This is a genomic window from Burkholderia sp. Tr-862 (assembly GCF_011753085.1).
Classification (GTDB): Bacteria; Pseudomonadota; Gammaproteobacteria; order Burkholderiales; family Burkholderiaceae; genus Burkholderia; species Burkholderia ambifaria.
In genome coordinates, this window is the sequence record NZ_VWWG01000091.1 from 1 (window position 1) to 17,986 (window position 17,986).

A 17,986-nucleotide genomic window follows, 5' to 3' on the forward strand; every position below is an offset into this window, starting at 1 on the left:
TACCGTGGCGCCGCGGCGGCGGCCCGCGACCCGCGCAGGCCCATCCGCGCGACCACGGTGCCCTGTCGTGAGCCGGTCACGAACCCTTCCGACGCGAGCCGCTCGTAGGCGTACAGCACCGAGTTGCGCGCGATGCCGAGTTCGTCGGCGAGTGTGCGCGAGGCAGCGAGCCGCGCGCCTTCGGCGATCCGGCCGCCCAGGATCGCATCGCGCAGGCATGCGTACAGCCGCTGCTGCTGCGACATCCGCGTGGCCGCATGCGGCCCCGCCTCGCGCTCGAAGGTCGACAGCAACACGGCGTAATCCATCGTGGCTCCAGAATGTGTAGATGTCATGGGTCTACACATGGTGCCACGAACTTTCTATCGTAGCGGTCTGCTCCCGTTGCCGGCCGCGTCGGCAACGCTTCATTCCAACATCATCGATGAGGTTCGCGACCATGAACGCTACCGACGCCGGCCTGACCGTACGCCCCGTGCGGGAAGACGATTTCCACAACTGGCTGCCGCTGTGGGACGGCTACAACCGCTTCTACGGCCGCTTCGGCGACACCGCGCTGCCGCGCGAGATCACGCAGCTCACGTGGTCGCGTTTCTTCGACGGCTACGAGCCCGTGCATGCGCGCGTCGCGGAACGTGACGGCCGGCTCGTCGGGCTCGTGCATTTCCTGTATCACCGCAGCACGACGCTGGCCGGGCCGACCTGCTATCTGCAGGATCTGTTCACGCTCGACAGCGAACGCGGCAAGGGCGTGGGCCGCGCATTGATCGAAGCCGTGTATGACGCCGCGCAGGCGCATCGCGCCGAACGCGTGTACTGGCAGACGCACGAAACGAATCACACGGCGATGCGGCTGTACGACACGGTCGCGGAAAAGACCGGGTTCTTGATCTATCGGAAGGTCTTGCCGCGCTGATCGCGCCGCACACTGCGCGGCCGCGACGGCTTCAATCCAGCGGCCGCGCCTTGATCCACAGGAACAGCGGCACGCGCGACCACTGCTTCAGCGTGTCCGTGTCGGCGCGGTCGGGCGGCGGCTCGCGCAGCGACACGATCGCGAAGCCGGCCGACTCCAGTGCATCCATATAGGCCTGAAGCGGCAGCGACCAGCCCGCGAAGTGCATCGACAGTCCGTCGCGCGTTTCCACGCCTTCGAAATGCTCGCTGCCGAAATACGTGCCTTCCAGCACGAACGGCGCGTCGGGTTGCGGCCCCGCGAAACGGCCGCGATCGCGGAACGGATGCACGAGCGACACGAACAGCAGCCCGCCCGGCTTCAGCACGCGGCGCGCTTCGCGCAGCGCGGCGGCCATGTCGTCGAGGTCCATCAGCACGTTGTATGCCATCACGACATCGAAGCTGGCCGGATCGAACGGCAGCGCTGCGGCATCGGCGAGCGCGTAGCGGTGCGCGGAATCCGCGCGACGCGCGGCGTCGAGCATCGCGGGCACCGCGTCGCTCGCGGTCACGTCGTAGCCGAGCGCCTTCAGCTCGCGGCTCACGCGGCCCTCGCCGCAGCCGATCTCCAGTGCGCGGCCGGCCCCGCGGCCGAGGTAGGCGGCCAGCCCCTCGCGATACTTCCAGAAGGCATCGTGGCCCGGCCTGCCGGCCCAGCTGATCCATTGGTCGGCGACGTGCGTCCAGTGCGCTGTAATAGCTTTCGTGTCGGTCATGTTCGCTCCCGATCGGGGTGGGTCGTTCTAGCCCAGGTGCGCATGGTAAGCCGAAGCGGCGCAGCGCGTGAGCGCGGCTTGGCGCTGTCCGGGCCGCTGGAGCCACTGGCGCCGCTTCGGTCGGTTTCCGTTTCCGGTCAGGGCGTCCTACAGTTAGGAGCATTACCATGCGCCGCCGCGTATCGGCCCCATCCGCCGATACGCACCCGATTCCAAGGGATGTCCATGCCGAGTATCGTCGCCGGTCCCGCCCATCTCCCGCCGAGCCCCGTCGCCGCCGAAACGCGCATGGTGCACGACGTCGCCACGCTACGGCCAGCCGACTATCGGTCGGCCGACGGTGCATCGTGGGTCATCGCCACCATCACGCCGGCCCCGGACAGCGGCGAAAACGTGACCGGCACCACCTACTTCGATACCGCGAAACAGCAGACCGTCGCGGTGCCCGATGCACGCCGGCGCTATGCGAACCGCGGCACCTGGCAGGTCGTCGCGAGTTCGAGCCCGTCGGTGCCCGCCACCGGCCGCTACGACTGGCTGACGCTCTCGTGGTTGCCGATCAACCGACGGCCGCTGCCGCAAACGGCCGAGCACCTGTATTCGCCGTTCATTCACGGCGGCACGATCGTCTACCGGTGGAATCCGGCCGCGCCAGGCGGCGAGCAGTTCGGCAACGTGCGGATGATTTTTCCGGAGTGGCAGCAGCAAGTGGCGGACGCGCTGCGGGCCGCGCCGGGCGACGACGCGCAAGCGGCGGCCGCATCATCTGCGTCGGCGCTCGATCGCGTGAAGCAGGACCGCAATCCGATGGCTGCCGTGCTCGACTTCGGCGCCGCGCTGCATGACGAACCGGCCGACCGGATCGCCGCGCGCCTGCCCGCATTGCTGCGTGTGAGCGACCTGCGTGAAGTGTCGGCGATCGTGTTTCAGTGCATCGCCGCATCGCGTGAAGCGGATCGGCCACGCTTCGTCGAAGCGATCAACGATTCGATCTTCTCGATCGACGACGGCGCGCGCCTGCTCGCGATCGCCTACGGCGCGTTCGCGGCCGGCAGGGTACGGTCGCGTCCGTTCAGCGATGCCGCGCAGGCCGCGCGCATCAACGACGTGTTCACGGCACTGAAACGGCGGACGTCGGCGCTCGGCGTACCGGTCGCGCAAGGTTCGCCGTGGTACGAATTCTTTACCGCCTATCGACTCGGCGGCTAGCGAGGCGGCAATGCCGGTGACGGCGCCGCGCGCGGACCGCGAAGGGAACCCGCATGCACGACATCGTGTCGAAACGCCGCCCGCCCGTTGATGGCTTCTCTGTCTGCGGTCGACAATCTTCCCGCCTGCCCCGGGCCCGGTCACGTCATTCTCTTTCCTTCCTATGTTGAGCATCGGTCCCTTCTCGATCCGCGTCGTCGCGGTAGCCGCCGCCGCGCTGATCGCATGGCTCGTCGCCCGTTTCATGCAGCGCCGCCCGCCGGACGGCCAGCACAAGAGCGCGGCGAGCCTGATCCTCGACACGCTGCTGCTTGGCCTGATCGCCGCGCGCGTCGGTTACGTCGGTCAATGGTGGTCCGAGTATTCAGCCGCCCCGCGCTCGATCGTCGCGCTCGGCGACGGCGGCTTCGACTGGCGCATCGGCGTCGCCGCCGCGCTCGTGTTCGCCGGCTGGCGACTGCGCCGCCTGCCCGCGCTGCGTCGCCCGGTGCTGGCCGGCATGCTGGCGGGGCTCGCCGCGTGGGGCATCGCGCAAGGCACGCTCGCGACGTTGCAGCGCAGTGCGCCGCCGCTTGCCGCGATGCGGCTCGAAGCGCTCGACGCGACGCCCGTCGCACCACAGCGCTTTGCCGGCAAACCCGTCGTCGTCAATCTGTGGGCCACCTGGTGCCCGCCATGCCAGCGCGAAATGCCGATCCTCGCGCAGGCGCAGCAGGATCATCCGGACATCACGGTGCTGATGGTCAATCAGGGCGAAGACGCGCAGACCGTGCGCTCGTTCCTCGAACGGAAGGGGTTGCAGTTCGATCACGTGCTGCTCGATCGCACGCTGCACACGATGAAGGCCTACGGTTCGCGCGGGCTGCCGACGACGCTGTTCTTCGACGCGAACGGCAATCTCGTCGAATCGCACATGGGCGAGATCACCGCCGCGCGGCTGAAGGACACCGTGCGCGCGGGCTTGCACCCCTGACGGACGCGCTTGGCGCACGGGTTCGAACGCTATCGGCACGACGCGAATGACATCCTCGTGCGACGTGCGGCCGACGCGCCGAAGCGTTCGACCGACACGGTTTCTGACACATCTTCAACGAAGTGACGATTCGGCCAGCCAGCGCTGGCTGACCCGAAATCATTGAGCTGCGGGCAAGCAAGGCATCGACTGACGACCCGCGCCGATGAAAGCGCACCTAATCAACATCTGACAGCGGCCAACCTCGGCTAGAGTGGTTGCACGTTTTCGCGTGGAATATCAGATCATTTCGTCATGCAAATCATATGACGCGATGATGATCGATATCCGCTGCGTAGACGGGCGCGGCCCGCAAGTGCACCAACACCTGCGGGCCACTGACCACAACCAACTCAAAGCAGGAGTTGGCCATGGCTGACGCGAATCCTATCGCACGGGTTCGTTTCCGGATCGAGGTGACGCACAACCGGCAGGTGATCACGGGGGACGCGCAATGAATTACAGCTACTCACGCCGACACCCCGACACCGCGCCGGCCGATCTCGACTTCGACGATGCCGACGCACTGTCAGCCAAGTCCGCGCTCGTGCTCAAGCTCAACGCGTTGATTGCGTCGCGCGGCCTGAGCGAGACCGAGGCTGCGGCGCTCGCCGAGATGGCGCGGCCGGTAGTCACGCCGGAGCAGCGCGAGAGAATCCGGAACGTTTCACTGGATCTGCTGATGCACACGCTTGTGTCGTTTGGCCAGCATGTGGAGATCGTGGTGCGGCCTGCGGGGCAGTCGCGTTCGGCAGGTATCACGGTGTCGGTCTGACGACCTCCGCGTCCGCCTCACGGCAATCCGTACCACGCCTTTTCAGTACTCCGTGTCGGATGAAACGCTCGTATTAGAAGCGTAGACGACACCGATCTTCATCGGAGCGGCCCTACATCGACCGCGCCCACTCTCCCGCCCTTTTCCCCGACAACGTTTCGTTGTTTCACCGCCTCGGCATTCTCAACGAAATTAGTACTTGTCCTACCGCTTTTCTTCGGTGGACGACGCGTTGTCTGATGGTTCCGAGATGGCCCCCCCCATAAACTCGTCTTCTTCATTGCCAACTGTCATTTTTCAATATCGATGTCAGATCTAGTTCACCCCGATACGCCAGCGATCAGTCCATGCCGCAACACCGGATTGATCGTGCATCAAGCTGAATGAACATAGGTATGAAACGCAAGCGGGAAAAAGGTAGCGCAGGTGCCGTATGCGCCGTCGATGTCCTCCTTATCATCGTCATCGCGGGAATCACGCATCGAGGTTCGATGTGGAATCTCGCCGCATTCCGAATTGAATGGATCCTGATCGGCGTCAGCGCGCTGCTCGCGGCATTCATGTTGCGGCTCGCCGGCATTGGCCTCGACGGCCGAACGCGTCCGGCCACGCGCTATGCGCTGCGCACGCTCGCCCTTTGGCTTGTCGTCCAAGGATTCGTTCTACTGAAGATGATCGCGCTGACGCCCGTCACGATGACGTTGCTGGCGTGGTTCTTCTGCTGGACGCTCGGCGTCGCGATCGCGCTCGCCGTGTTCCGGGTCGGGCTGAGCGTCGCACGCCACCGCAGCCTGCATGTGCCGTGCACGCCCTCCCGCGTCGCGATCGTCGGCGGCGGTGAATGGCTCGAACGCCTCGCCGACTCGATCGACACGGCCGGCGCGTCGCGCTACCGGTTCGTCGGCGCATATCGCACGACCGAGCACGCGGCCACGTTCGGCGAAGGCGTTTTCGTCGCCACCGATCTTGCATCGTTCGCCGCCCTTGCCCGCACCGAAGACGTCGACGAAATCTGGATCGCGCTGCCGCTTGACGACGACGCCACGATCACGCGCGTGATCGACGAATTCCGCCACGATTTCGTCGAACTGCGCCTGATGCCGGACGTCAGCAAGCATGCGCTGTTCGGCAGCCGTGTCGAGGACATTCTCGGCGAACCGGCGATTTCGCTGGCCGCACCGCCGCTGTCGCGCGGTGCACGGTTCGCGAAGGCGATCTTCGACCGTGCGTTCGCGGCCGTCGTGCTGGTCGCGCTGATGCCGCTGCTGCTCGTCGTCGCCGCGGCCATCAAGCTGACGTCGCCGGGCCCCGTGCTGTTCATGCAGAAACGGCGCGGCGCGGATGGCCAGACGTTCGACATCTACAAGTTCCGCACGATGCGCGTGCATGTCGAAGCACCCGGCACGGTCGCGCAGGCCACGCGCAACGACCCGCGCGTGACGAAGGTCGGCGCGTTCCTGCGGCGCACGAGCCTCGACGAGCTGCCGCAGTTCGTCAACGTGCTGTTCGGCGACATGTCAGTGGTCGGCCCGCGCCCGCATGCGGTGGAACACGACGCGCAGTACCGCACGCTCGTCGACGGCTACATCCACCGATACCGGATCAAGCCCGGCATCACCGGCTGGGCGCAAGTCAACGGGCTGCGCGGCGCGACCGAACAACTCGAAAGCATGCAGTCCCGCGTCGAGTACGACCTCTACTACCTGCGCAACTGGTCGTTCGCGCTGGATCTGCGAATCATCGGTGCGACGGTGTTGCGCGGATTCGGTCATCAGAACGCGTACTGAGCGCCGCATGCACATCGTCCACCCGCTTCACACGTCCGAATAGGCTCTACCTTGAAGTTATCTCTGTTCCGATCCTTCGGCGGTCGCCGCCATCGCACGTCCGCGAACGCTCCGTCGCCCGCGCGCGGCACCGTGCGCGCTTGCGTCGGTGTGCTGTGCTGCGCAGTGTTGTCGGGCTGTGCGTTCGCGCCGGGGATGAAGATGCCTGCCACGACCGTCCTGCCTGGTTCGAACGGCAACGCGCCGGCGCCTGCCGCGACGCCGCCGATACCGATCGCCGAAATCGATGCGACGCTGATCCGCCAGTTGAAGGCAGACGTGCACGCGGCCGCCGCGAACCAGGCCGATGCGCTGCTCGGCCGCCCCGCCGCCTATACGCTCGGCGCGGGCGACGTGCTGCAGGTCACCGTCTGGGACCACCCGGAGCTGACCATCGCGCAAGGGCCGCTGCAGCAGACCAATGTGCGGCCGTCCGATCCGCCGCAAGGGTTCGTGATCGACGATGCGGGCAACGTGCAGGTGCCCTATGCAGGCAACGTGCCGGTCGCCGGCCTGACCGTCGACGGCGCACGCCGTGCAATCTCGGCCGCGCTCGCACGCTACTTCGTCGCGCCGAAGGTCACGGTGCGCGTCGCGTCGTTCCGCGCGAAGCAGATTCATGTCGACGGCGAGGTGCGCACGCCCGGAACGGTTCCGGTCAACGACGTGCCGATGACGCTGTACGAAGCGGTCGGCCGCGCGGGCGGCTTCATGCCGGCGGCCGATCAGAGCCGCCTCGTGCTGGTGCGCGGCGGCGTCTCGTATCCGCTCGACCTGCCCGGCATGCTGGCGCGCGGCACGAATCCCGCCGGCCTGCTGCTGCGCGACGGCGATCTGTTGCGCGTGCTGCCGCGCGAGGAGAACGGCGTCTACGTGATGGGTGAAGTGACCCGCCCGGTTACCGCGCTGCCGTTGCGCACGGGCCGGCTGACGCTGAGCGACGCGCTGTCGCAGGCAGGCAGCTTCAACAGCGCGAGCGCCGATGCCGCGCAACTCTATGTGATCCGCGGTGCGTCGAGCGATGCGCCGCGCGTGTTCCACCTCGACGCGCGCTCGCCCGTCGCGATGGTGCTCGCCAATCAATTCGACCTTCAGCCGAAGGACGTCGTCTACGTGGACAGCAACAGCCTCGTCCGGTTCAGCCGCGTGCTGAATCTGTTGTTGCCGGCGATCAATGCCGGGTTGACGGGCGCGATCGTCACGAAATAACCGAAAGCCATCGATACGGCAATCGCAAGAAAAGAGCCGGAGGAAAAATGATTCGAACCATTCTCGTCGTCTGCACCGGAAACATCTGCCGCAGCCCTATTGGCGAGGGGCTGCTGCGGTCGCGACTGCCGGGTATCGAGGTGGTCTCCGCCGGCACGTCGGCACTCGTCGGGGCGCCGGCGCATGCGCACGCGTCATCCGTCTCGGCCGAAGCCGGGATCGACATTTCCGCGCATCGCGCGCAGCAGCTCACCGCGGCACTGGTGCGTCGTGCGGACATCGTGCTGACGATGGAAGCCGGCCAGCAGCGCGAGATCGTCGAGCGCCATCCATTTTCGTTGGGGCGCGTGTTCCAGCTCGACGGACGGAACGGCATGGACGTGCCGGATCCGTACCTGAAGCCGATCGATGCGTTCAGGCATGCCTATTCCCTGATCGACCGAGGCGTGAACGCGTGGGTGCCGAAGATCCAGGCACTGAGATGAGCGTCGAATGATGAACGGAATTTCCATGAACAAAGCACCCAACCCGTTACCCGACGCAGACCTGGGCGACGAGCCGGAACTCGTGCGGTATGTCGATCTGGTGCTGACGAACCGTTGGCTGGTGGCCGGCATCGCGGCGACCGTGTTTGCCGCGGGCGCGGCGTATGCGTTGCTGGCGCGCCCGATCTACGCGTCGAATCTGCTGATTCAGGTCGAAGACAGCACGGGAGGGACCGACTCCCTGCTCGGTAGCGTGTCGTCGCTCTTCGACGCCAAGATCCAGGCGGCGGCCGAGATCGAGATCCTCCAGTCGAGAATGGTCGTCGGCCATGCCGTCAAGAACCTGCGCCTGTATATCGACGCGACGCCGATGCGCTTCCCGTTGATCGGCAAGGCGATCGCCGCGCGCGCACACGGCCTGTCCCGGCCCGGGGTGTTCGGGTTCGGCGGATACGGCTGGGGTACCGAGTCGATCGATATCGGCACGTTCGACGTTCCGAAAACCTTCGAGGGCGACCGGTTCGAACTGACGGCACTCCCCGACGGACGCTTCCGGCTGGAAAACGGCGATCTCGACCAGCCGATCGAAGGCGCACTCGGGCATCTCGTCGAATCGACGCAGGCCGGCGGCACGTTCCGGATCCGTGTCGATGCACTCCATGCGCGGCCGGGCGCGGTGTTCCAGGTGGAACGTCATTCCGAACTGAAGACGCTGCAGCAGTTGCAGAAACATCTGAGCGTGTCGGAGATCCGCAAGCAGAGCAACGTCATCAACGTGTCGCTGAAGGGCGAAGACCCTGACACGGTGGCGAACATCCTGAATACGATCGGCACTGCGTACGTCGCCCAGAACGTCAAGCGGAAATCGGCCGAGGCGGAGAAGTCCCTCGCGTTCCTCGAGAAGGTCGCACCGCAACTGAAACAGAACCTGGAACAGGCCGAAGCGAAATACAACGCGATGCGGCACAACCGCGGCACGTTCAACCTCGGCATCGAGGCGCAGGCCTACCTGCAGGACAGCATCGCAACCCAGGCGACGCTGCTGGCGTTGCAGCAGAAGCGCGCGGAGGCGTCGACCCGGTTCGCGGCCGGCCATCCCGAGATGCAGGCGCTCGATCGTCAGATCGATGGCGCGAAGCAGAAGATCGATGGGCTGTCGGCGCGCCTGCGCGCGTTTCCCGATATCGAACAGGACGAGCTCCGGCTGCGTCGCGACGTCGAAGTCGGCAACGAAATGTACGTCGGTGTGCTGAACAATATCCAGCAGCTCAAGCTGGTGTCGGCCGGGAAGGTCGGCAACGTTCGCGAAGTGGACAACGCGCCCGTTCCGGAAGAGCCGGTCGAACCGCGCAAGGCGTTGATTCTCGCGCTGTCCGCGATTCTCGGCGTGATGCTGGGCGTCACGGCGGCGGTCGCGCGCGAAGCGCTGTTCGGCGGGGTGAAGGACGCGGACGACATCGAGCGCCGCACCGGATTGAACGTCTACGGCACGATCCCCGATTCGCCGATGCAGCGGGCAGCAGCCGCATCGGCCGCGCGGCGCGGGTCCTTCCCGTCGCTGCTGGCCAACGAGAACCCCTACGACGCCGCCATCGAGAGCCTGAAAAGCCTGCGCACGGCCCTCAGCCTCGGCCTGCTCGACGCGGACAACAACCGTGTGCTGCTGACAGGGCCGAGCCCCGGTGTCGGCAAGTCCTTCGTGTCGGCCAACCTGGCGGCCGTGATGGCCGCCGCCGGCCAGCGCGTGCTGCTGATCGATGCGGACATGCGGCGCGGTCACCTGAACGATTCGTTCGGCGTGCCGCGCGCACCGGGGCTATCGGATCTGCTGACGGGCCGCGTCTCGTTGCACGACGCCACGCGGCGCGACGTATCGAAGGGGTTGGACTTCATCCCGATGGGCTCCACTTCGCAACACACATCGGAGCTGCTGCTGGGTGAAGCGACGATCCGGTTGCTCGACGAGATGAGCGCCGCCTACGACGTCGTGATCATCGACACGCCGCCGGTACTCGCTGTGTCGGACGCCAGCATTCTGGCGCCCCACTGCGCCACGACCTTACTCGTGACCCGCGCGAGACAAACGACGATCGGCGAGATCGCCGAATCGTCGAAGCAGCTGAACAGGATTTCGTCGGGCTTGCTCGGCGTCCTCTTCAACGGCGTCGATACGCGTGCATTCGGCTATCGCGCCCGATACGGGGCGTATCGATATGCGCCGTACGGTGCGACCGAAGCGAACGGCGACGCGTCCGTAACGCGCGAGCGGGAGACGTCATGAAGATCGTGCACGTCGTGGAAACCTGGGTGGGCGGCATTGCCACCTATGTCGGCGCGCTGGCTCGCGAGCAGATCGCGATGGGCAATGAAGTCCTGCTGATTTGCGATCCCGACAAGATGAGCGGCACGAGCGGCGTCGAAGGGTTGACGCTGATCGGATACCGGTCGAGTCGGCATCCGGCGCGCATCGCCAGGGTCGCGCGCGAGATCCGCGCGTTGCTGAAGGCCATTGGCCCGGACGTGATCCATTGCCACAGCACGTTCCCCGGCGTGTACGTGCGCCTGCTCCGGCATCGACACGCGAAGGTCCTGTACACCCCCCATGCGTGGGCGTTCCTGAAGAAGGACGTCGGCCACGTGACGCGGCTGGGCTATGCGCTGACCGAGCGCCTGCTGGCGACTCGATGCGACCGGATCGTCTGCATGTCGCTGGACGAATTGCGAGCAGCACGCAAGTACCGGCTGCCGATGTCGAAGGTAGACCTCGTCTACACGGGCATTGCCGGCGACGAAGCCAGGGCCGCCCTCGATCGTCCGTCCGGCAGCTCGACGATACGCGTCGGCTATTTCGGTCGCCTCGATTACCAGAAGGGTTTCGACGTCGTACTCGACGCGGTGCGGGCGCTGAAGCCGGACATCGAGATCAACGTGTACGGCATGGCGGTGCGCGGCGGCGTCACGGAGCGGGCCGGCGACGACCGGATCGTCTACCACGGCTGGGTCGATGCAGCCTCGACGAAGATCGCCATGCAGGCGATGGACGTCGTGATCGTGCCGTCGCGCTGGGAAGGGCTGGCACTCGTGCCGATCGAGGCGATGCGCGCCGGCAAGGTGCTCGTCGTCTCCGGCGAAAGCTCGCTGCCCGAGCAGGTGATCCATGGCTACAACGGGATCATCCTCACCGAGCTCACCGGGCAATGCCTCGCCGACAACCTGAACCGCCTGACCGTCGACAAATGCCGGTGCATGGGTGAGAACGCCCGGCACGTGTTCGACCAGACCTTCAGGCAGGAACATTTCCTGAAATCGCTGATGCGGATCTATGAACAAGCCTGACGTTTATCTGTTGCACGCATACAGCTCGCGAAACAGCGGCGACGGCCTGCTGGTCCAGTTGAGCCTGAAGGCGATCCGCGCCGCCGGCATCGACGGCGTCGTCACGATCGTCTGCCTCGATCCGGCATCGTTCCGTGGCTATCTCGACGACGCGAACATCCGCCTCTGGTCGCTGGCCCGTTTCTGCGTCGAATCGGTGCGCCGCTTCGGCCGCGCGAGGCCGGCACTGTTCTTCGGCGTGGGCGGCGGTTACCTGCGCGCGTCCCGCGGCATGGAAGGCTGGAAATCGCTCGTCGCGCACGGCAGCCAGCTGGCTTGTACGGCGTTGCGGCGCTCGAAGCGATCGATCTATCTACCGCAGAGCATCGGTCCGCTGAAGTCGCTGCCGGGCACCCTGCTGGCGGCGCTCGTCCGGCGTTGCGTGGACGTCGTGTTCCTGCGCGACGACCAGAGCGTCGACGAGCTTGCACATCCGCACGGCATTCGCACGGGGGACCTCGTCGTGCTCGAGATCGGTCGGACACCGCGCAGCCAGCCGGACGCGGAACGCCTTGCCGAACACCCCCGCCCGATTCGGTTCGTGTTCCGCGACCTGAAGGGCAAGCCGTATCGCGACGACTACGTCACCCGTCTGCGTTGCGTCGCGAAGCTACTGCCGGACGCGGGATTCGCGCTGCAAAGCAGCGGCCGCGGAAACGGCGACGACACGTTCTATCGCGACACGTTCGGCGTCGGGCAGGTCGACGATCTGGCGACGCTCGTCGCGCGCGAGCGCCCGGTGGTCGTCTCCGTCCGGCTGCACGGCAGCCTCGAAAGCGTGCTGGCCGGCGTGCCGAGCATTCATATCGCGTACGAGCGCAAAGGCCAGGCTGCATACGACGACCTCGGCCTGTCGCGCTTCGTGGTGCACGCCAGCGACTTCGACGTGGACCGCGTCGCCGCGCTGGCTCGCGAGCTTGCGCACGACGACAGCACGTACTGGCTGGCGCTGCGCACGGCAGACGCGATGCGCTACACCGAGATGGTCGAAAGGATCCGTCATGAAATCGAGCAGTTCAATCACCTTTGTGATGGACGGTAATTTTTCGCGCGTCGGCGACGAAATCTACAGTCCTCATATGGGCCACGAGAAGTTCGCGAGCCGGTTCGCGCCGCATTTCGACGCGGTGCGGATCGTCGCACGCGCGTTTCCGAAAGCCCGGCCGATCGGCTCCGTGGTCACCGGGCCGCGCACGTCGTTCGTCGACCTTGGCGCAATTCGCGGCCGCCGCTGGCTGACTGGCTTGCCGCGTACAGCGGTACGGCTGTTCCGCGTCATCCGGAGCGCGCAAACACTGATGATCCGCTTTCCGGGCAATGTGGCAACACTTGCACTCCTGCTGTGCTGGATCACGAGAAAGCCGTTCTCGGCCGAGATCGTCGCCGATCCGGAGGATTACTTCAGCAAGGGTGCGTCTACCCATCCGTTGCGCGGCGTCGCGAAATGGATCCATTGCAGTTCGACCGCGCTCGCCGCGCGGCGCGCGCAAAGCGTGCGATACGTGACGGAAACCTATTTGCAGACGAAGTATCCCGCGCGCTCGCGCGCCGATTCGTTCGGCTTCAGCGACGCCTTCCTGCCGAACGGGCTCTTCGCGGCGCGCGACCCCGACGCGCTCGCGCGGCCCGGGTCATTGAGGCTGGTCAACGTCTCGATGATGCACAACCGGAGCAAGGGACACGTGGCGCTGCTCGAAGCCGTGTCGCGCCTGAAGCGCAAGAACGTGTCCGTCGTCCTGACGCTCGTCGGCGACGGTGCGTTGCGTGGGGAACTGGAGGCGCTGGCCCATACGCTGGGCATCGCAAACGTCGTGGCATTCCGCGGACAGGTATCGTCGGAGACGGCCTGCGCGACCGTCGCCGAACACGATCTGTTCGTGCTGCCTTCGCTTCAGGAAGGGATGCCGCGCGCGATGCTGGAAGCGATGGCAGTCGGCACACCCGTGCTCGGAACCGGCGTGGGCGGAATACCGGAAGTGCTGCCTGCGAGCGACGTGATCCGGGCCGGCTCGGTCGACGCGATCGTGGGCGCGGTCGAGGCGGTCGCACTCGACCGCGCCCAGCTCGTCGACATGCGCCTCAGGCAGCGGGCGAAAGCCGCCGCGTTTTCCCATTCGGCGCTGCAGGAAAAATACGACGCGTACTGCCGTTACCTGGTCGAGCGATGCGCCGCCTGAACGCCGACTTGATCCATGTCGTCGCCAGCACCGGATTGCCGGCCCTGGTGAATTTCGTCGTGGCGGCACTGGCGCTGCATCTCCTCGACCCCGTGCTCGTCGGTCGCTCGTATGCGTTGCTGGCCCTGTTCTACGTCGCCATCGACGCCTTCAACTTCGGGTCCGCGCGCATCTATACGATCGATCGCATCCGGGCGCGGTTTCCGAACCTGCTTCGGCTCGACTACCTCAGCGCATTTGGCTCGACCGTGCTGTTCTGCCTGGCTTGCGCGCTGCTGGGCCGAACCGGCTCGATCGCGCTGCCGAACTGGACCGCAATGCTCGTCCTCGCGCCCGTTTGTTACGGGCTGTCGCACTTTGCGCTCGGATTCCTCCGGGTGACCAGGCGCAATGGCGTCGTGCTGGTCATCTCGACGATCTCGGCGCTTTTGCGCCTGGCTGTCATCGCGGTGCTCGCCGAATACCACGGCTTGCGCGGCCATCTTCCCGATCTGCTGCTGCTGGTCGAGGCCGCGTACGGCGCGCTGCTGCTGGCTGCCTACCTGTGGGTGACGCGTCGCGGCACGACCGGTCCGGAACCGAGCCGATATGCGCCGACCGTGCGCGGCGGGCTGGGTTGGTATCGCGACTTTATCGCGCAGGCGCGCGGCGAAATGCTGAGCAGCTGGTACGCGAACGCGGTGCTGTCCGGTGCCAAGCACCTCGATGTGCTGATCGTTTCCGCCGTGGCCGGGCCGGCCGGCGCCGCGCTGTATCGCGTCGCCAAAGGCTTCAACAACCTGGCCTTCAATTTCGGACAATCTTTTTCGCTGGCGATCAGCGGAAACGGCGGTCGGGCGCTTCGATTGATCGGCGGGGCCGGGTTCGCGCGCAGGCTCGCGGCGATCCTGTTGGCCGGGTTGGTCCTTCTGGCCGCCACATCGTACGCGTTGCTGGAGATACGGCTGTTTCCGGTGCATTCGCTCGGCAGCCGGATCAATCAGTTTGCGTTCGTGTTCGCCGTGCTGCTGGGCGCCTGCCTGGTGTTTCTCTGCAGGATCCTGTCGCTGTGGCTGTATGCGCGCAGCCGGCGCGCGTTCGTGAAGATGGCGTCGTTCGAGGCTGTCCTCACGCTCGCGCTGGTCGCGGCACTCGGCTGGAAGTTCGGCGCCTATGGCGCGATTTGCGGCGTCGGCACGGCGGCGCTCGTCATCCTGTCGTCGTCGGGTGTCCTGTTGACGCGTCACGCCACACCCGCCGCGCCGCTTCCGGCGAACGCCGGGCGGAAGCAGCCATGAAACGACGATCCTTCATCATGACGACGGTCGCGACCGCGCTGGCCCCTGGCGGGCTGCTTCGCGCGCGTACCCGCGAGACGAGCGACGCGCCGGGCACTCGCCGGGTTTTCGCACACTACATGGTGGCCTGGCCGAGAGGCGGAAAGGCGGCCAGCCCCGACCAGTATGCGCGGGAAATGCGTGACGCGATGGCGGCCGGCATCGACGGCTTCGCACTGAATTGCGGCGGATGGCACGCTTCCGAGCCGTACTACAAGCGGCGGGTCGAGACGATCTACGACGCGGCCGACCAGTTCGACGGGGCGTTCAAGTTGTTCGTGTCCGCCGACGGCAACGCACAGGACGAACTCGCAGACATCATCCGGACGGTTCGCGGACGCCGTGCGCAGCTGAAGGTGGACGGACGACCCGTGCTGTCCGCGTACGCGTTGGGCGGGCGGCACGGCACCGGCGCACGATCGCTGATCGAGACCGCCAGACGCCTCGGTGCGTATTTTGTCCCACATCTGTCTCCGAGCACCGGGGAGCGGGAAATCGACGCAAACGTGGCGGCCGAGATCGTCGGGAAAATCCGTTGCGCGGACGGCTATTTCTATTTCGGTGCGGCGGGCGCACCGTCGCTGCTGGCCCGCTCCACGCGCGCCCTGGCTCCCGCGTTGCGCAACGCCGGCAAGGTCTTCATGGCGCCGGTTACGCCGTACTACCGGGGTTTGCCGCAAGGCACGAACTATCGCGCGTTCGAGACGCGCGGGTTCGCCGGCATGGCGGAGGAATGGCGCGCGGCGATCGAGTCCCGCGCGACCTGGGTGCAGATCGTGACCTGGAACGACTGGGCGGAATCGACGTATGTCGCGCCGACCGGGGGAGCCCGGCAGGCCAGCGTGTATGACGCACGCTTCGGCCCGATCCTGAACCACGAAGGCTATCTGCGCGCGTCGCGTCATTACATCCGCTGGTTCAAGACGGGCAGCGAACCGCCGATCGTGCGCGATGAGCTGTTCTTTTTCTATCGTCCGGGCCCGGCGGGGCAACGCGAAGCTGCCGCCGACGGCCCTTCGGCGTCGACATACGGGGCGCCGCGCATGCCGCACGGGCCGCTCGTCGATCGCATTTTCGTGTGTGTATTCCTGACCGGCCCCGCTTTGCTGACAATCGGCCAGAACGCGCGCGAGGACCGCCGGCCGCTACCGGCCGGAATTTCGTTCGTCGATGTTCCGAGCACGTCCGGGCTGCCGACCTTCTCGATCGTTCGTCGCGAGCGGGTGGTGCTCGAGTGTGTTGGCGAGCTGGCGGTGACAGGACCCGGCGGCGGCGGCCAGTACGGCTACTACAGCGGTTGGGCACTCCAGGGACAATCTCGATGAATTCCTTGCATTCGAACCTCGAGGTGCGCCGGAAAGGCGACAACCGGCACATGGTGTGGACGACGTTCGCCGTCGGCGCGCTTGCCGCGATCGTCGCGACTCTGCTGGTTACCGAGCGCATGCATGGCGTGCTGCTGCTACTGAACGTCGCGCTGTTGCTGGCGATCGCCGCCATTCGTCCGAGAACCCCGACCGTACGCTGGTTCCGGATCTTTCTGTTCTTCATTCTCGGCGTGTTCCCGCTGTGGCAACTGCTGGTGGTAGACGAGATCTATCTGCGACTGTTGCCGCAAGACGATCCGGCCGTCGCACTCTGGTATTTCTTGAGCCTCGCCGGCGTACTGGTCGTCAAGCTGACGCTCGACGTCAACGCAAGCCGCCTCGGCAACGCCGAATTGCGGTTCGAACCCGGCATGCGCGTCAGCAGCCTCGCCTATCTGTTCGCGTTGCTGTCCCTCGGTGCGCTCGCGTTCATCTACGTCAAGCTGGGCGGTTACGCACGAATCGTCGAGCTGTACGACACGCGCGTCGAGCAAACCGGCACCGACAACGATCCGTTTCGCGGTTTGGGGGTCATTCAGGCACTGGCCAACACGTCGCCGCTGTGGATATTCGTCTGCCTCATGATGCGACGCCGCCGCAGCGTCGTGCTGACGGCCGTGGCGTTCGTTCAGCTCGGCGTGCTGGGCTGGCTGTCGTCCGGCATCGCCGGGAGTCGCCAGGGTGTCGTCTTCGTGCTGGTGTTCGCACTGTTCATCCATCACAGCTTCATCGCGCGAATCAGTCCGCGCACGATCAGGATCGCCGGTACCGGCGTGGCGCTGACCGGCCTGCTGTTGATGCCATTGAAATTCGGCCTCGGCTACGACGACATCGCGAATCTGTCGCAGCGGTTTGCCGAGCAGCGCGATCTCGAGCTGAGCATGGGGCCGGTCAGCGTGTTCCTGTTTCGGGATCTGTCACGCTTCGACGTGCAGGCACTGGCGATCGATACGGTCGCGCAACCGACCTATGCTTACCCGATGGGGCGAAGCTTCGTCGGTGCGATCGCGTCGATCGTTCCAAGTGCGCTGTGGAGTGATCGCCCCGAGACGTTCGCGCTGGAAAAATCCAAGATCATGCGCGATTTTGAGCGCACCGCGCTCGACAAGACAACCCTGTTGTTCGGCATGCCGGGGGAATTCCTGGTGAACTTCGGCATCGCGGGATTCGTCTTGGCGTTTGCGATTCCCGCCATTCTGCTTGTTGTGCAAAACAACACGGGAATCCGCTCTCGCAGATGGCTGCCGCTGCGGGCCGTGATGTGGCCGCTGCCGTTCCTGTTCTTTCTGTTCGACTCGAACGTCATGGTGTACTACACGGTGCGATGGATCCTGCTGTTCGGCTTGCCGATGGCGTTCGTGCTCAGGCAACCGCGACGATCGCGCCGTGATGCGTATGACTCATGCACGCATGGCGTGCGGGCTCGGGAATAGTCTTACCCGATCCGACTTCCGGCCTTGCCGAACCGCAAGCTCCGCGGCGCATTGCCGGCGATACCGACGGCGTCGGACATCCGGGCGAACGGCAGGCAATGACGCGATAGGCGGCCATCGACACGCTCG

16 protein-coding genes are annotated in these 17,986 nt (G+C 65.8%); 14 read left to right on the forward strand and 2 right to left on the reverse strand.

The annotated features are described in order from the left end of the window. The coding region (locus F3J14_RS22015) for a GntR family transcriptional regulator (protein WP_166724813.1) at positions 1-308 on the reverse strand (308 nt) is incomplete at its 3' end. Positions 309-439: 131 nt separating this feature from the next. Here F3J14_RS22015 and F3J14_RS22020 point away from each other — a divergent pair. After that, positions 440-916, forward strand: coding sequence for a GNAT family N-acetyltransferase (locus F3J14_RS22020; protein WP_166724814.1), 477 nt, complete (start codon positions 440-442; stop codon positions 914-916). 31 nt (positions 917-947) lie between these two features. Here F3J14_RS22020 and F3J14_RS22025 read toward each other — a convergent pair whose 3' ends face one another. Beyond that, entirely contained in the window at positions 948-1,673 is a 726-nt protein-coding gene (locus tag F3J14_RS22025; RefSeq protein ID WP_166724815.1) for a class I SAM-dependent methyltransferase, read from the reverse strand. Between the two features lie 225 nt (positions 1,674-1,898). Here F3J14_RS22025 and F3J14_RS22030 point away from each other — a divergent pair, with 225 nt between their 5' ends. The 13 genes from F3J14_RS22030 (at position 1,899) to F3J14_RS22090 (ending at position 17,857) form a co-directional block, all read left to right on the forward strand. Further along, positions 1,899-2,882 carry a hypothetical protein gene (locus tag F3J14_RS22030; protein ID WP_166724833.1) on the forward strand — a complete coding sequence of 328 codons (984 nt, stop codon included), beginning with the start codon at positions 1,899-1,901 and terminating at the stop codon, positions 2,880-2,882. Between the two features lie 163 nt (positions 2,883-3,045). After that, positions 3,046-3,855, forward strand: a complete 810-nt coding sequence (locus tag F3J14_RS22035; RefSeq protein ID WP_166724816.1) for a TlpA disulfide reductase family protein — start codon at positions 3,046-3,048, stop codon at positions 3,853-3,855. Positions 3,856-4,348: 493 nt separating this feature from the next. Further along, positions 4,349-4,669, forward strand: coding sequence for an XRE family transcriptional regulator (locus tag F3J14_RS22040; protein WP_166724817.1), 321 nt, complete (start codon positions 4,349-4,351; stop codon positions 4,667-4,669). Between the two features lie 383 nt (positions 4,670-5,052). Next, positions 5,053-6,456, forward strand: a complete 1,404-nt coding sequence (locus F3J14_RS22045) for an undecaprenyl-phosphate glucose phosphotransferase (RefSeq protein WP_166724818.1) — start codon at positions 5,053-5,055, stop codon at positions 6,454-6,456. Positions 6,457-6,651: 195 nt separating this feature from the next. Then, a complete protein-coding gene (locus F3J14_RS22050) occupies positions 6,652-7,704 on the forward strand; it encodes a polysaccharide biosynthesis/export family protein (RefSeq protein WP_166724819.1) in 1,053 nt (350 codons plus the stop codon). 47 nt (positions 7,705-7,751) lie between these two features. Beyond that, positions 7,752-8,189 carry a low molecular weight protein-tyrosine-phosphatase gene (locus F3J14_RS22055; protein WP_166724820.1) on the forward strand — a complete coding sequence of 146 codons (438 nt, stop codon included), beginning with the start codon at positions 7,752-7,754 and terminating at the stop codon, positions 8,187-8,189. A 25-nt stretch (positions 8,190-8,214) separates the two neighbouring features. Next, on the forward strand, positions 8,215-10,470 hold the full coding sequence (locus tag F3J14_RS22060) for a polysaccharide biosynthesis tyrosine autokinase (RefSeq protein ID WP_247682267.1): 2,256 nt from the start codon (positions 8,215-8,217) through the stop codon (positions 10,468-10,470). Further along, positions 10,467-11,525, forward strand: a complete 1,059-nt coding sequence (locus tag F3J14_RS22065) for a glycosyltransferase family 4 protein (RefSeq protein WP_166724822.1) — start codon at positions 10,467-10,469, stop codon at positions 11,523-11,525. Before F3J14_RS22060 ends, F3J14_RS22065 begins: the two co-directional genes overlap by 4 nt. Beyond that, positions 11,512-12,606: a polysaccharide pyruvyl transferase family protein gene (locus tag F3J14_RS22070; RefSeq protein WP_166724823.1), complete on the forward strand. Its 1,095-nt coding sequence runs from the start codon at positions 11,512-11,514 to the stop codon at positions 12,604-12,606. Before F3J14_RS22065 ends, F3J14_RS22070 begins: the two co-directional genes overlap by 14 nt. Next, the gene (locus F3J14_RS22075) at positions 12,566-13,741 is read left to right on the forward strand and encodes a glycosyltransferase (RefSeq protein ID WP_247682268.1); all 1,176 of its coding nucleotides are present in this window, start codon (positions 12,566-12,568) and stop codon (positions 13,739-13,741) included. Before F3J14_RS22070 ends, F3J14_RS22075 begins: the two co-directional genes overlap by 41 nt. After that, the gene (locus F3J14_RS22080; protein ID WP_166724824.1) at positions 13,729-15,018 is read left to right on the forward strand and encodes a hypothetical protein; all 1,290 of its coding nucleotides are present in this window, start codon (positions 13,729-13,731) and stop codon (positions 15,016-15,018) included. Before F3J14_RS22075 ends, F3J14_RS22080 begins: the two co-directional genes overlap by 13 nt. After that, on the forward strand, positions 14,904-16,382 hold the full coding sequence (locus tag F3J14_RS22085) for a glycoside hydrolase family 71 protein (protein WP_247682269.1): 1,479 nt from the start codon (positions 14,904-14,906) through the stop codon (positions 16,380-16,382). Before F3J14_RS22080 ends, F3J14_RS22085 begins: the two co-directional genes overlap by 115 nt. Beyond that, on the forward strand, positions 16,379-17,857 hold the full coding sequence (locus F3J14_RS22090) for a hypothetical protein (protein WP_166724825.1): 1,479 nt from the start codon (positions 16,379-16,381) through the stop codon (positions 17,855-17,857). The genes F3J14_RS22085 and F3J14_RS22090 overlap by 4 nt, the downstream gene beginning before the upstream one ends. The last annotated feature ends 129 nt before the right edge of the window (positions 17,858-17,986 follow it).

Coding starts and splice junctions, on each gene's coding strand:
- F3J14_RS22045 (WP_166724818.1), top strand. CDS start 5,053: ATGAACATAGGTATGAAACGCAAGCGGGAAAAAGGTAGCGCAGGTGCC.
- F3J14_RS22080 (WP_166724824.1), top strand. CDS start 13,729: ATGCGCCGCCTGAACGCCGACTTGATCCATGTCGTCGCCAGCACCGGA.
- F3J14_RS22035 (WP_166724816.1), top strand. CDS start 3,046: ATGTTGAGCATCGGTCCCTTCTCGATCCGCGTCGTCGCGGTAGCCGCC.
- F3J14_RS22030 (WP_166724833.1), top strand. CDS start 1,899: ATGCCGAGTATCGTCGCCGGTCCCGCCCATCTCCCGCCGAGCCCCGTC.
- F3J14_RS22025 (WP_166724815.1), bottom strand. CDS start 1,673: ATGACCGACACGAAAGCTATTACAGCGCACTGGACGCACGTCGCCGAC.
- F3J14_RS22075 (WP_247682268.1), top strand. CDS start 12,566: ATGAAATCGAGCAGTTCAATCACCTTTGTGATGGACGGTAATTTTTCG.
- F3J14_RS22050 (WP_166724819.1), top strand. CDS start 6,652: ATGAAGATGCCTGCCACGACCGTCCTGCCTGGTTCGAACGGCAACGCG.
- F3J14_RS22055 (WP_166724820.1), top strand. CDS start 7,752: ATGATTCGAACCATTCTCGTCGTCTGCACCGGAAACATCTGCCGCAGC.
- F3J14_RS22020 (WP_166724814.1), top strand. CDS start 440: ATGAACGCTACCGACGCCGGCCTGACCGTACGCCCCGTGCGGGAAGAC.
- F3J14_RS22040 (WP_166724817.1), top strand. CDS start 4,349: ATGAATTACAGCTACTCACGCCGACACCCCGACACCGCGCCGGCCGAT.
- F3J14_RS22060 (WP_247682267.1), top strand. CDS start 8,215: ATGAACAAAGCACCCAACCCGTTACCCGACGCAGACCTGGGCGACGAG.
- F3J14_RS22090 (WP_166724825.1), top strand. CDS start 16,379: ATGAATTCCTTGCATTCGAACCTCGAGGTGCGCCGGAAAGGCGACAAC.
- F3J14_RS22070 (WP_166724823.1), top strand. CDS start 11,512: ATGAACAAGCCTGACGTTTATCTGTTGCACGCATACAGCTCGCGAAAC.
- F3J14_RS22065 (WP_166724822.1), top strand. CDS start 10,467: ATGAAGATCGTGCACGTCGTGGAAACCTGGGTGGGCGGCATTGCCACC.